Source organism: Sorangium sp. So ce327 (assembly GCF_051530205.1).
GTDB lineage: Bacteria > Myxococcota_A > Polyangia > Polyangiales > Polyangiaceae > Sorangium > Sorangium cellulosum_B.
In genome coordinates this window covers 1180152-1192731 of record NZ_CP150330.1, presented here as the reverse complement: position 1 = coordinate 1192731, position 12580 = coordinate 1180152, and the positions used below count along the sequence as shown (strand labels likewise).

Below are 12580 nucleotides of genomic sequence, written 5' to 3'. Positions count from 1 at the left end.
CGGCTCTTTCACTGTCCTTGTCGCCACGGCGAGGGCTCCCTCCCCGGCGCGCTCTGGCCTCGACGACGGCGCTGGAGTAAGGGGAGATCGTTCAGGAGGCACCATGGGCATCTCCATCGCGTACTCGGGCAAGCTCCGCGACCCGATCGTCGTCCCCGAGCTCGTCGCGGATCTCGCCGCCAAGGCCGCGGCCGCCGGCTGGCCCAGCAAGACCATGAAGGAGCTCATCGCCGATCGGCGCGTGACCTGCTCGGGTCTCGAGGGCATCACGCTCTATCCCCACCGCGAATGCGAGCCTCTCCACTTTCACTTCGACGGTGAAGGCACCTTCATCAACCACACGTACCACGCGCTGCTCAGCGACTCGAAGATGGCGGACATGATGCGTCAGGCGCTGGCGGAGTCCGCGGCCATCACGCGCAACCTCACCCGCGCAGCGCAGGAGAAGGCCGGGCGCGGCGGAGGGCCGCGCGTCAGCGTCAGCGTCCCCAGCCTTCCAGAGGCGCCGGGCGTCGAGTTCTTCAAGGAGGGGAGCCGCTACAACTGGACGAAGACGCAGTTCGCCGGCCCCAAGGTCCACGTCGCCGTGTGCGCCATCCTGCGGTACGTGAAGCAGCGCTATGCGCCCGAGCTCGACGTCAAGGACGACAGCGGGTACTTCGTCGACGGGGACTACGAGAAGCTCGAGGGCCAGCTCGCCTACGTCGAGCGCCTCACCTCCCTCGCCTCGCAGGCCATCGAGGCCGCCGCCGCCGCGAGCAACGGCCCGATGACCCTCGACGCGTTCGTGGACCGGATCAACGAGGAGCTCGCCGAGGCCAAGGACAAGCTGCACTGACGAGCGCCGGTGCGCCGGCCGCTTCGACGCCCGCCAATGTGATCGATGATGACATCACCGGCGCCCGATGGGATCGTCCATCACATCGGCCGCCCGGAGGTCCCATGTCCATCGCCCTGTCCGCCCCCGACTTCGACGCCGCCCTCGACGCCGCCTTCGCCGGCGCGGGGGGCGCCTCCGCGGACGCCGCTCGCGGAGCGCGCGCCTTCGATCACCCGCTCGACCTCGAGGCCGAGTATGGCTTCACGCCGCTCGCCGTCGAGGGGACGCTGCCCGAAGGCCTCGAGGGCACGCTGTTTCGGGTGGGCCCGGCCCGCGCGACCCTCTTCGGCGTCCGCGTGCCGCACTCCTTCGAGGCCGACGGAGGGGTGCTCGCGGTGCGGCTGTCGGGCGGCCGGGCGGAGGGCGCGCACCGCCTCGTGCGCAGCCGCGGCCTCGTGGAGGAGCTCGCGGCCGGGCGCCGCCTCTACGGCTCGACCCTGTCCTGGCCGAAGCGCGTGCTCCACGCGCTGCAGGGCAAGCGCAGGGGCAAGAACGTCGCGAACACGAGCCCCTTCCTCGCTGGCGGCCGGCTGTTCGCGCTCGTGGAGTCTGGCAGGCCGACGGAGCTCGATCCCGCGACGCTCGACACGCTCGGCGAGAGCGATCTCGGCGGCGCGGTGGGCCCCACCTTCTCGGCCCACCCGCACCGGGTTGCTGCCAGGAAGACGAGCTACAACTTCGGCGTCCGCTACGGGCGCAGGACCCAGATCGACCTCTACGCGGTCGACGACGACGACGGGCGCGCGCGCTCGCTCGGCGCGGTGCCGCTCCCGGCGCCGGTGATGCTCCACGACTTCTGCGCCACCCGCCGGCACCTCGTGTTCTTCGTCTCGCCCGCGATCATCCGGGTGGGGCGCGCGATGCTCCAGTGGGGAGGCTTCGAGTCCTGGGTGCGCTTCGAGCCCCGCCGGGGCACGGAGGTGATCGTCGTCGACATCGACGACGTCTCCCGCGTGCGCCGCTTCGGCGTCGACGCGTTCTTCCAGTGGCATTTCGCGAACGCCTACGACGACGGCGAGGACCTCGTCGTCGACCTCGTCCGCCACCGCACGCTCGCCACGCTCGGCGCGATCGGCAAGGACCCGGATCGGCCCGAGCTCGCCTCCGTCGACGGCGGCGTCCTCGTGCGCCACCGCGTGCGCGCGGGCCGCGAGCAGCTCCTCGTGGAGGACCTCGGCGGCGTCGTCGGCGAGTTCCCGCGCGTCGACCCCCGGGTCGAGGGGGATCGGCACGGCGCCGTCTTCCTCGCCACGAAGGGGCGGGCCGACGACCCGCACGGAAACGCCATTGCGCGCGTCGACGTCGACACGGGCGCGATCACCCTGGCGCGCGTCGCGCAGCACGAGCGCCCCTCGGAGCCGGTCTTCGTGCCGCGCGCGCCCGGCGCTCCCGAGGGGGACGGCCACGTGCTCGCCCTGGTCACCGACGCGAAGGCCGGGAAGAGCGCCATCCACGTCTGGGACGCTGCGCATATGAACGATGGGCCAGCGGCGCGGGTCCACCTGCTCCACGCCTCGCCCCAGACCTTCCATGGGGCGTTCCTGCCCCGCGCGGATTGACAGCCGCGGCTTCCGCCCCGGCTGGCGGAAACCACGAGAAAAAACAGGAATTCACAGGGAGGCGGGGAGGCGGGGAGCGAGAGACAGGAAGAGGGAGAAATTCATTTCTTCTCCTCCCCGCCTCCTCGCCTCCCTGTGAAAATTCTCCGGGTTTCGATGTAATCGGTGTTCTAGAAAATCGGGAGCCCGCTCATGGTCGAGCTGGGCACCGAGCGCCGCGAGTCCCAGTGCTCTACGATGTCGCCGCCCTCGACGCGGAACAGATCGTAGAAGCCATAGGCGGCGTTGTTGCGCTTCCCTTCCGACAGGGTGAAGACGAAGTTCCCGTCGGCGATGACGTGGTGCACCTTGACGTAGCTGATGCCCTCGTCCTTCACGTACTCGACGAGCGCGGCGGGGCCGCTCGCGTCGGTGTCGCGGTGCTCGACGTAGCTCGCGCCGAGGAACTCCGACGCTCGCGCGTGCGCCCCTCCGATCAGCACGGCGTCGATGAAGCCCAGCACGTGCGCGCGGTTCTGTCCCGTGAGCGCCTCGTCCTCGACCGCCGTCGGGCCGTCCGTCGCCGAGGCCTGGTTCGAGTCGGAGTCCCAGTGCTCCATGATCCTGTCGTCTTTCACGCGGAACATGTCGAAGATCACGCCGGTCTGTGAATAGCGGCCCTGCACGACCACGAGATCGCACTCGCCGAACGTGCGCAGGCGCTGGTAGCTGAACGACCCCGACGTGACGATTCCCCGCATCAGGTTCTTGAGCGTGGCGACGCCGCTCGTCGCGATCGGGTTGTGCTGGAGGTAGGGATCGGCCCAATAGCGATCGATCGCCGAGACGTCCTTCTGGACGAACAGCGCATCGATGGCCTGCGCGACGAGGGCCTTGTTCGCGCGCGACTCCTCCGGATCGCAGCGGCTCCCAACGTCGCCGCCCCCGACGCCAGCGCCGCCCTGCGCGCCGCCGCCCGAGCCCTGCGCGTCGCCGCCCGAGCCCTGCGCGTCACCACCCGAGCCCTGCGGCTCCCCGCCGCTCCCCGTGGAAGCGGGAGAACCAGCCGAGGACGTCGAGCCCGAGGACGTCGAACCCGCGGACGACGCGTCGCCCCCCGCGCCGCTGCTGCCCGCCGACGCTGCTGTCGTGTTGCTGCCGGTGGTGCCGCCTTGATCGTCAGGCGTATCGCCCGATTCGTCGGAGCACGCCACGAAGAGGCAGACGGCCGCCAGCCCGATCCAAGGAGCGATGTTCATCCACGCTCCCTATCGCGCCGCGCACCCGGAGGCAATCCGCGGCGCATGGGCCGCGGAGCGTTTCAAACATGCTGAAGTTCTGAAGGAGCCTTTCGAATGGCGAGCTCATCGTCTGCGCCGAGGGGTGGAGCCCCCCACGCTCGAACGCTCACCCTCGCGTCGCTCGCTCTTTGGCGATCTCGTCTCGGCCGCCCTTCTCGACGAGCGCCGGGAACATCCTGCCGAGGCGCCAGAGCAAGCGTGCGCGCGAGGGGAGCACGATGACGGGCACGTCGGCGGCGGCCGCATCGAGCGCCTCGCGCGCGAGCGCGTCGGCCGGGTAAGGCGGGCCGGCAAAAGCCTCGAGCAGGCGTCGCGCGTTCGGAACCCACGGGACCGCCGGCAGATCGGGGGGGTTCTCGGAGTCCAGGATCGGGGTCTCGACCGCGGCCGGGCAGAGCACGCTGACGTGGACGCCGTGGGCCGCCGCCTCGATTCGCAGGCTCGTGCTGAGACCGACGACGGCGTGCTTGGTCATCGCGTACGGCGTGAAGAGCGGCGCTGGGCCCAGGCCGGCCAGCGATGCCACGTTGAGGATATGGCCGCTCTTCTGGCGCACCATGATCGGGTAGCCCGCCACGATGCCGTGCAGCACGCCGCGCACGTTGACGTCGAGGACGCGGTTCCAGTGCGGAAGCGGGATCTCGTGCGCCTCACCGGCGACGCCGATCCCCGCATTGTTGATGAGCAAGTCGAGGCGCCCGCCGCGGGCGGCCGTGTCCTCGATGGCCTCACGCATGCCCGCCTCGTCGCGCACGTCGAGCGCGCGCGACGAAGCACCGTTTCCAGCCTCGACCGCCACCTTCGCGGCGGCGTCGCCGTTCACGTCCGTCACCGTCACGCGCGCGCCGCGCCGCGCGAGGTCCAGGCTGAGCGCTCGACCGATCCCCGAGCCGCCGCCCGTGATGAAGGCGACTGCATCTTTCCACGCTTTCTTCATGGGCTCTCCGAGCAGGATAGGCAATACGACAACCTCGCTCGTGTCAAGCTTGCGTTCGACGCGCCGGGCGCACGCGAACGCGCTCTTCGCGATTTCGTCGGTCGATGCGCAGACGTTCGGTCACGTGGCCTGTGACGACACGCCTGTACCAGCGTGCCGCCCTTCGTGGCGCCGCTCCCGCCTGACGCCCTGCCGGGCTCGGCTCTCGCCGGTTGCTATCGCCTACATAGAGCTGCGTTCAACCTATCGAAGAGTTCGTCCGGGGCGATCTCGGCAGCCAACAAGATGACGAGCGCCTGATGCCACGGGCGCTCTGCATTGCCGCGTGCGACGAACAGCGTTTCTCTGATGGCATCACCGAACAGGCCCATTTCGCGGTATGCAGTCGCAAGGTCGGCATGCGTCGCCTCGTCTGCAATGTCAACGAGGTCTGCGACCGCGTTGGCAGGCAGGTTCAGCTCAGCGGCTTCTAGTCCCCAGATCCCCGCAATTCGCTCGGGAGGCCCCGCCCGAAGAAGGTCGCGTAGCGCGCCGCAGCAGGACCGGCACAGCCGTCCAAGGTCGTTTCGCCAGTGCGCCGGCTCCTCCGACAGCATGCCACAGATCGAGCAGGTCGGCGCTGGCCGCCGTGGGTCGAGAGCAAGGCGCGTACTCATCGGGTCATCTTGGCAGGCGCCTCAGCGAATCCATTCAGCCGGCACCCACCTCCGGGCGCTCGGCTGAAACGGCTTCTTCGGCATCGTCCTCGTCCATGCTAAAGAAAACGTGCCCCGTGTTCTTGAACCGCAAAAATCTCCACCAACTCAAGGCGTCGACGCCTTCCACCTTCAGCACCGGTGCCCCACCCTGATTCAAGGGTGCATACTCCCCCGTGGTCCAGTCCGCGAGAACCATTGCCTTGGCTATTTCTTCCGCTTGCTTCACCGAGTGGGCTCGAACCGCGCGCGTCGCGAAGAAGCCGATGATCGGTGGTTCCCCGTCTGCCACCTCGACCTTTATACCTTTTCCTTCGAGAATCACGCTGTAGTAAGGCATCGACCCACTCCTGCTCGAGAGGCCGAACGAGTAGTCGACTGGCCAACCGACGCCGGTGGACCTGGCCTGTCTATTCGGCCGCCTTCGGTGACCTCCCGCACAGAGGATCACACGGATCAACGCTGGGCCGCAACCACCGAGCGCTGTCCAGCGCCGCAAGGCAGATCCGTGGAGCACCGGAGGCAGTCGCCGATTTTCCGCAGTACCAGGGAGCGACGCCCCTCGGTCGAGCCGACGTCGCGGGGATACCCGCCGCTCGCGCGGCCGCAGCTTCAGGGCTCGCCGGCGAGCTTCTTCACCGCGGCGAGCAACAGATCCGGCTTGAACGGCTTGATGATCCAGCCCTTCGCGCCGGCCTTCCGGGCCTTCTCGATGAGCTCCGGCTGCCCCTCGGTCGTGAGCATCAGGATCGGGACGCCCGACGCGAGCCCCTTGTCCCGCAAGCTCTGGATCATCTCGATCCCGTTCATCACGGGCATGTTCACGTCCGCGATGATCATCGCCAGATCATCCTTGTGGGCGGCGACCGTGGCGACCGCATCTCGGCCGTTGTCCGCTTCCAGCGTGCCATAACCCGCCGCCGACAGGAGAATGCCGACCTGCTGGCGGACCGTACTCGAATCCTCGACGAGAAGAATTTTCTTGGCCATGTGACGTGTCTCCTCTTGCGTGTACGGCCATCCGCTCAGAACAGCAGCACTTCCCCCTCGGGCTGCGGATCGGGCATGTTCACTTCCTCGAGCTCCAGCGCGTCGTCGGGGGCCAGCGCGTCGAAGAGCACGACGAGCCGGTCGGGCCCCGCGGCGAACAGGAGCCGCCGGAAGCCCTCGCTCTGCTCCTCCCTCGCGCGCAGGTGCTCGCCGATCGCGGCGCTCGGCGTCGAGAGCACGATGACCAGCCCGAGGTGGCGCAGGCGGTTCTTCACCCGCCCGAGCAGCTGGTTGGCGAGCTCGCTCGCCCAGTCGCACACCATGTCTTCGTCGATCTCGCGCCGCTCTCGCAGCGGGTGGCTGCGCGTGATGAGCGCCGCGGGGGCGACGATGGTCAGGCTCCCGCGAAGGTGGTCGCCCGTGAAGCCGATGAAGGAGACCACCGCGTTGCCCGGCGTCGCCTCCGACGCCGCGTCGTCCAGCCGCCCGAGCTCGACGCCGTTGTCACGAAACAGGTGGACGCACGACGAAGCGAGCTCCTCGTGGATGCGATCCCAGCTCTCCGAGTTCATTCCCCTCTCCTCGATATCTCGCTCTGCATTTTCGATGTGCTCACCGTGTCACACGCTCCCCGACGCCATGCCCGGGCTCGATCCGCCCCGCGAAGGGGGCGGTACGAGCGAGCCCCGCCCGCTCGGAGGCGGCAGCGAGGCAGTCGTGAGCGGCGCCCCCGCGGCGTCGCTCGGATCCCGGGGGAACCGGAAGCGGAAGGTCGTCCCCTGGCCGCGCTCGGTGTCGAGCTCTATCCGGCCCGCGAGCCGCCGGCACTCGTGGAGCGCTACGCCGAGACCGACGCCGCGGCCGGAGACGTCCGTGACCTGCTCGGCCGTGCTGAAGCCCGGCGCGAACAGCGCGGCCTCGAGATCGCGCCGCGTCGCGCCCGGCAGCCCGACGGCCACGGCCTTCTCGCGCACGCGCTCCCAGTCGATGCCCGCGCCGTCGTCGCCGACCTCGATGACGATCTCGTCCGCCGTCATCCGCGAGCGGAGCGTGAGCGTGCCCCTCGACGGCTTGCCCGCCGCCTCGCGCGCCTCCGGCCGCTCGATCCCGTGGTCCATCACGTTGCGCACGACGTGGCCCAGCGCCTGCCACATCCCGGCGAACCGCGACGCGGGCAGCCGGACGCCCCCGGCGTCGATGCGCACCTGGGGCTTCGGCTTGCCGAGCTTCCGGGCCAGCGTCTCGGCCTGGTCCTTCATCCGGCTGAACCGCACCTCGGTCCGCTCTTCGCGGAGGGCCGCGATGGCCCGCTCGATCTCGGCGGGGTCGCGGCGCTGGCGCACCATGGCGAGCAGGGCATCGACCTCTTCATGGCCGACGTCGGCGCGCGAGGACTGCGCCGTCGACGCGAGCAGGACGCTCACGCGCCCCACGAACGCGAGCCACACCTCCCTCAGCGCGTCGATCTGCTCGTCGGACGGCAGCGCGCGCTCCTCGACGACGAAGCTCTCGATCTCGTGCGCCACCCTCGCCACGCTCGTCACGTCCCAGAGCCCGGCGTTCCCCTTGATCGTGTGCACGAGGCGCATCACCTCGTCCACCTCGCCGCTGGACCGCGCGCTCACCGCGTCGACGAGCTTCGTCGTGTCGTTGACGAAGCCGACGAGGCCGAGCCGGTCCTTCACGGCCCGCTCGAACACCTGGATATACTCGTGCTGCTGCTCGGCCTCGCGCACGGAGGCGATCGTGGACGTGACGTCCGTGATCACCATCAGCGCCCCGTTGAACTGGCCCTCTCCCGACAGGATCGGCTTGAAGCCGAGCGCGAGGTAGCGGCCCTCGCGGTGCAAGGTCTTCGGGAGCTGGTCGAGGACGACCTCGAGCGGGAGGAAGTCGTCGCAGGCCGCCTCCCACCCCATCCTGAGGAACGCGCTGGCCCTCGGATCGTGGCCGGCGATGCGATCGGCGAAGTGCTCGTCGCGCGCCGGCACGCCGAAGAGGCGCTCGAAGGCGGCGGAGTGCACGGGCTCCATCGTGCCGTCCCGGTGGAGGGTCACGAGGGCCTGATCGACGTTGTCGAGGACGAGGCGCATCTCCCGGTTGCGCTTCTCGAGCTCCGAGGTCCGCTCGGCGACGGTGGCCTCGAGGTTCTGCCGGTGGCCCTCGAGGACCTCGTCGCGCGCCTGGATGCCCGCCAGCATCTCGTTGAAGGCGTCCGTGAGCGCCCCGAACTCGTCGTCGGCGGTCTTGCGGGCGCGCGTCGTGTAGTCGCGCGTCCGCCGGACGTGGGCCGCGGCCTCGCCGAGCACCTCGAGCGACCGGGAGATCCCCCGCACGAGGACCAGCGCCAGCGCGACCGACACGAGGAGCACGAACGCCGAGACCGCGACGCCGTCGCGCACCGTCCTCCGCGTGTCCGCCACCCTGGCCGCCGCGGCGCGCCTCATCCCGGAGATCGCCTCCTCCTCGATCGCGGCGAGCCCGTCGACGCGCCCCTGCTGCGCCTCGAACCACGCGTCGTGATCGATCGCCAGCGCCTCGTCGGTCGACGCGATGGCGGCGGCGCGCAGCTCGTCGGCGCGCCGCACGCGCGGGTTGGAGCGGGCGGCGTCGTAGAGCGCGCGCGCCGGCTCCGACGCGTTGGCGATGAACTCCTCGTGATAGAGCTGCTCCTCCGTCATCAGCGTCACGAGCGTCTTGAAGGCCCCCGGCTCGAACAGCGTGGACGCGAAGGCGTGCGCGAGCAGCGCGTGCTGGCGGCTGGCGCGCTCGGCGAACTCGTGGACGGCGACGATCGACTGGATGCTGCGCAGGAGCTCGCCTTCGTCGCTCAGCTCGGAGAGGCCGGCGTTGGCCCGGATGAGGCTCACGTTGATGCCGCCGAAGACCCTCAGCACGCTGTCGAGCGACACCGTCTTCGCGTCGGCCTGGGCCCGGAACGCGCCGAGCTCGCCGACCTTGGCGCGCCCCTCCGCGAGATCGCGGGCGAGCCGGCGCGGCAGCCCGGAGAGGTCGCGCGCGGCCAGGAACGCGTCGAGCTGGGCGAGGCTCTCGTCGGTCGCCGCCCGCGCGTCCCGGAGCTGGCCGCCGGCGCTCAGGAGCTCCGCTGCGCGATTGAGCGGCGGCGCGGCGCGCCGCTCGCCCTCGACGTCGGTCATCTCCGGCGGACGGGCCTCCAGCCCCTCGACCAGCGCGGTCCACGCCCGCTCCTTCTGGAGGGCGTGCAGCGGCTGCGCCATGATCGAGGAGAGCTGCGCGAGGTCCTCGATCGAGCCTATCCCCGCCGCCCTCGCCGCCTGCTGCCGCGCGTCGCCGACGATCATCGCCGCCAGCAGCAGGGCCCCCGCGACGGGGACGCCGGCGAGCGACCACAGCTTCAGTCGAATCGAAGCGCTACGCAATGTCGGCATGCCCCCGTCCCCCCGGCGTGGCCCCCGCGGCGCGGCGCCCGCGCGCATCTCGTGTGCTTCATGACGAGGGGTCTCGCGCGAACGCCTGTCCCCCCGCGCGGCGCACTCAGCACGAGCACCGGGCGAGCTGCCCCCCGCGCGCGGCGCGGCTGACGCAAATGACAATCAACACGTGCACACGTGGAGTCATCATCAACGTTCGCCCGCGCACCATGTACGCTCCCCTGATTCACGTTCTTTCCTGTTGTGATGTCTCACCCAGCCGTGGTGCACCGGAGCGTAACGGAGCGCGCCGAGTTCACGGCCGCCCTCGTGGCCGTGTATGCTACGCGTGAAGTCCGCGAGTCCGCAAGAGCGCGTTCGACGTCGGCTGGAGCCGCGACGAAGGCTCTGCGAACGGGGAGAAATCAATGATGATGGGTCGGAGTTCACTGCGGCGAGCGCGAACAGGTCGCCTCGCGGGCGCTTCGGGCGCAGCCATCGGAGCAGTGCTCGTCACGGCATCCCTCGCGCATGCGCAGAGCCCTGGCGCCGGTGTCGCCCCGGTGCCCGCCGCGACCGGAGCGCCCGCCGCGCCGGTCGCCGCGGCCGCGGCGCCCGCCACGACCGGGGCGCCCGCCGCCGCGCCTGCCGCCGCCGGAGAAGATGCGATCGCCGCGCGGCTCGCGGCTGCAGAGAAGCGATCGGCGGAGCTCGAGAAGCGCCTCGAGGCGCTCGAGGAGGCGCAGGCCGCGCCGGAGCAGGACGACGACAAGGATCTCTTCCGGATCTACGGGTTCGTCGACGTCGGCGTCCAGCGCACATGGGTCCCGGAGAACTCGATCCTCGCGGTCACCCTCCCGCAGGCGAACGCCCTGAACTTCGTCGTGGCGAACTTGAACCTCTACCTCGACGCGCAGCCGAGCGATCACTTTCGCTTTCTCGGGGAGCTGCGGTTCACGACCGCGCCCGGCGGGGCCCCGGTCCCGGCGACGACGCCGCTGCCGCCCGACGTGACGCGCCGGGTGACCACGGCGCCGTATGAAGCCTTCGACTCGACCGCGACCTCGCTCACCTCGCCGGTCACCTATGGAGGGCTCGTGTCGATCGAGCGCGCCCACATCGACTGGACGCGCTTCAACCTCTTCAAGGTGCGCGTCGGGCAGTTCTTCACCCCGATCGGCATCTACAACGTCGACCACGGGAGCCCGGTGCTCATCACCACCGTCATCCCCACGTTCATCACAGCGCGCCTGTTTCCCACGCGGCAGACCGGGGTCATGGTCTATGGCAGCATGTTCACGGGCCCGTGGGAGCTCGGGTACAACGCGTACGTGAGCAACGGGCGCAACGAGAACGCGCCGTTCGCCTTCGACGACAATCGCGGGTTCGGCGGCCGCCTGCACGCCAGCTACGAGGACCCCGGCAAGCTGACGTTGAAGCTCGGGACGTCGTTCATCGCGGGCAGGGCCCGCGACTGGGTCGCCGACTACAAGATCGGACAGTCCGACCCCGACGTCCATTCGACGTGGTCGTTCCAGGAGTACACCGGAGCCGGCGACGTCTCGCTCGACATCGGGACGACCCGCCTGCGCGCGGAGGCGGCGGTCATCCGCGTGGTCTATGACGAAGGGAAGCGCCAGGCGGTATCCAAATTCTACACACCGGACGCCTGGAAGACCTCCACGTATGCCGTGGCGGCGCACCGGTTCGATTTCCTGAACATGGAGCCGTTCGTCATCGGCTCCGCCATCCACGTGCCGCTCTACGGCGGGCAAGATACCGTGCTCCAGTTCGGCGGCGGCCTGAACTTCTACATCACCCCCGACGTCACACTTCGGACCCAGGCGCTACGCACGATCGTGACCGCCCTGCGTGAGCAGAGCACGGTGGCGCCGGACCTCCGCACCACGAGCGCGGTCGCTCGTCTGGTCATGGCCTTCTGAGAGAGGTTCAACGCAATCATGAAGCGTAGATTCCTTCTGCTCCTCCTGGCCCTTCTCGGAATGACCCCGTCGGCCTCGTCTTTCGCGGAGGCCGACGAGATCGTCGTCGTCGTCAACCGGGCCAACCCCGTGCGGGCGGCGGGACGCGACACGCTCCGCCCGCTCTTCCAGACGGCGCGCACGGAGTGGTACGGCCGGTCGGTGATGCCGGTGAACCTCCCCGAGGGCTCCCCGCTGCGACAGCGCTTCGACATGGCGGTGCTGGGCCTCGATCCCGAGAGCGTCGCCCGCTACTGGATCGACCGGAAGATCCGCGGCGGCGAGCGGCCGCCGCGCAAGGTGGCGAGTCCGAGCGCCGTGCTCCGCGCCGTGGGCGATGAGGCGGGCGGTATCGGGTACATCGCCGCCGGCGACCTGAACCCCACCGTCAAGGTGATTGCGCGCATCCGCGACGGCCAGGTCTTGCCCCCGTGAGTCCGTGGAGAGAGGAACGAACGATGGTCATTCACCCGTCTCGCATCATGCCGCCTACCCGTCGCGGCGCCCTGGTCGTCGCCCTCGGCGCGATCTCCGCGGCGATGCTCGTGGGATGCTGGGATTCCGACCCCTGCGACCCGGGCCAGCAGTTCATCGGAAACGCGTGCTTCGCACCGCTCCCGCCGCCCGGCGTCACGAGCAGCGGCAGCGCCGGCGCCGTGGGCAGTGGCGGTAGCGGCGGCAGCTCCACGGGCAGCGGCGGCGGCGCCACCGGCAGCGGCGGTAGCGGCGGCGGCGCCGCAGGCAGCGGCGGTAGCGGCGGCGGCGCCACCGGCAGCGGCGGCGGCGCCACCGGCAGCGGCGGTGCCGGCGGTGCCGGCGGTGCCGGCGGCGGCAGCCCCTAGACTGCGCGGCGCGGGTGCCGCGC

12 protein-coding genes are annotated in these 12580 nt (G+C 70.2%); 5 read left to right on the top strand and 7 right to left on the bottom strand.

Annotated features, from left to right (window positions below; all coding sequences use genetic code 11):
- The first annotated feature begins 103 nt into the window (after positions 1-103).
- Both WME95_RS04435 and WME95_RS04430 read left to right on the top strand, forming a co-directional pair.
- Entirely contained in the window at positions 104-838 is a 735-nt protein-coding gene (locus WME95_RS04435; protein WP_437907158.1) for a hypothetical protein, read from the top strand.
- A 104-nt stretch (positions 839-942) separates the two neighbouring features.
- Complete coding sequence (locus WME95_RS04430; RefSeq protein WP_437907157.1) at positions 943-2439, top strand: carotenoid oxygenase family protein; 1497 nt, start codon at positions 943-945, stop codon at positions 2437-2439.
- A gap of 170 nt (positions 2440-2609) precedes the next feature.
- On the opposite strand, the gene WME95_RS04425 is transcribed toward WME95_RS04430, so the two are convergent.
- From WME95_RS04425 to WME95_RS04395, 7 genes are all read right to left on the bottom strand, one after another.
- Complete coding sequence (locus WME95_RS04425) at positions 2610-3677, bottom strand: nuclear transport factor 2 family protein (RefSeq protein ID WP_437907156.1); 1068 nt, start codon at positions 3675-3677, stop codon at positions 2610-2612.
- A gap of 148 nt (positions 3678-3825) precedes the next feature.
- On the bottom strand, positions 3826-4656 hold the full coding sequence (locus WME95_RS04420; protein ID WP_437907155.1) for an SDR family oxidoreductase: 831 nt from the start codon (positions 4654-4656) through the stop codon (positions 3826-3828).
- 215 nt (positions 4657-4871) lie between these two features.
- Positions 4872-5252: a hypothetical protein gene (locus WME95_RS04415; RefSeq protein ID WP_437907154.1), complete on the bottom strand. Its 381-nt coding sequence runs from the start codon at positions 5250-5252 to the stop codon at positions 4872-4874.
- A gap of 94 nt (positions 5253-5346) precedes the next feature.
- Complete coding sequence (locus tag WME95_RS04410; RefSeq protein WP_437907153.1) at positions 5347-5691, bottom strand: hypothetical protein; 345 nt, start codon at positions 5689-5691, stop codon at positions 5347-5349.
- A gap of 272 nt (positions 5692-5963) precedes the next feature.
- Entirely contained in the window at positions 5964-6341 is a 378-nt protein-coding gene (locus WME95_RS04405) for a response regulator (protein ID WP_437907152.1), read from the bottom strand.
- Positions 6342-6376: 35 nt separating this feature from the next.
- Positions 6377-6913 (bottom strand): chemotaxis protein CheX, encoded by a 537-nt coding sequence (locus tag WME95_RS04400; protein WP_437715744.1) that lies wholly within the window; start codon positions 6911-6913, stop codon positions 6377-6379.
- Positions 6914-6961: 48 nt separating this feature from the next.
- Positions 6962-9751 (bottom strand): nitrate- and nitrite sensing domain-containing protein, encoded by a 2790-nt coding sequence (locus WME95_RS04395; protein ID WP_437907151.1) that lies wholly within the window; start codon positions 9749-9751, stop codon positions 6962-6964.
- Positions 9752-10239: 488 nt separating this feature from the next.
- On the opposite strand from WME95_RS04395, the gene WME95_RS04390 reads away from it, so the two are divergent.
- From WME95_RS04390 to WME95_RS04380, 3 genes are read left to right on the top strand one after another with little or no spacing between them, the layout of a single operon-like run.
- Positions 10240-11676: a hypothetical protein gene (locus WME95_RS04390; protein ID WP_437907150.1), complete on the top strand. Its 1437-nt coding sequence runs from the start codon at positions 10240-10242 to the stop codon at positions 11674-11676.
- Positions 11677-11694: 18 nt separating this feature from the next.
- On the top strand, positions 11695-12150 hold the full coding sequence (locus WME95_RS04385) for a hypothetical protein (RefSeq protein ID WP_437907149.1): 456 nt from the start codon (positions 11695-11697) through the stop codon (positions 12148-12150).
- Between the two features lie 23 nt (positions 12151-12173).
- Positions 12174-12557, top strand: coding sequence for a hypothetical protein (locus tag WME95_RS04380; protein ID WP_437907148.1), 384 nt, complete (start codon positions 12174-12176; stop codon positions 12555-12557).
- Positions 12558-12580 lie beyond the last annotated feature (23 nt).

What these genes read in the sequence shown, in the direction of transcription:
- WME95_RS04425 (WP_437907156.1), bottom strand. Translation starts at nt 3,677, where the DNA reads ATGAACATCGCTCCTTGGATCGGGCTGGCGGCCGTCTGCCTCTTCGTG.
- WME95_RS04405 (WP_437907152.1), bottom strand. Translation starts at nt 6,341, where the DNA reads ATGGCCAAGAAAATTCTTCTCGTCGAGGATTCGAGTACGGTCCGCCAG.
- WME95_RS04410 (WP_437907153.1), bottom strand. Translation starts at nt 5,691, where the DNA reads ATGCCTTACTACAGCGTGATTCTCGAAGGAAAAGGTATAAAGGTCGAG.
- WME95_RS04395 (WP_437907151.1), bottom strand. Translation starts at nt 9,751, where the DNA reads ATGCCGACATTGCGTAGCGCTTCGATTCGACTGAAGCTGTGGTCGCTC.
- WME95_RS04400 (WP_437715744.1), bottom strand. Translation starts at nt 6,913, where the DNA reads ATGAACTCGGAGAGCTGGGATCGCATCCACGAGGAGCTCGCTTCGTCG.
- WME95_RS04415 (WP_437907154.1), bottom strand. Translation starts at nt 5,252, where the DNA reads ATGCTGTCGGAGGAGCCGGCGCACTGGCGAAACGACCTTGGACGGCTG.
- WME95_RS04385 (WP_437907149.1), top strand. Translation starts at nt 11,695, where the DNA reads ATGAAGCGTAGATTCCTTCTGCTCCTCCTGGCCCTTCTCGGAATGACC.
- WME95_RS04430 (WP_437907157.1), top strand. Translation starts at nt 943, where the DNA reads ATGTCCATCGCCCTGTCCGCCCCCGACTTCGACGCCGCCCTCGACGCC.
- WME95_RS04420 (WP_437907155.1), bottom strand. Translation starts at nt 4,656, where the DNA reads ATGAAGAAAGCGTGGAAAGATGCAGTCGCCTTCATCACGGGCGGCGGC.
- WME95_RS04435 (WP_437907158.1), top strand. Translation starts at nt 104, where the DNA reads ATGGGCATCTCCATCGCGTACTCGGGCAAGCTCCGCGACCCGATCGTC.
- WME95_RS04380 (WP_437907148.1), top strand. Translation starts at nt 12,174, where the DNA reads ATGGTCATTCACCCGTCTCGCATCATGCCGCCTACCCGTCGCGGCGCC.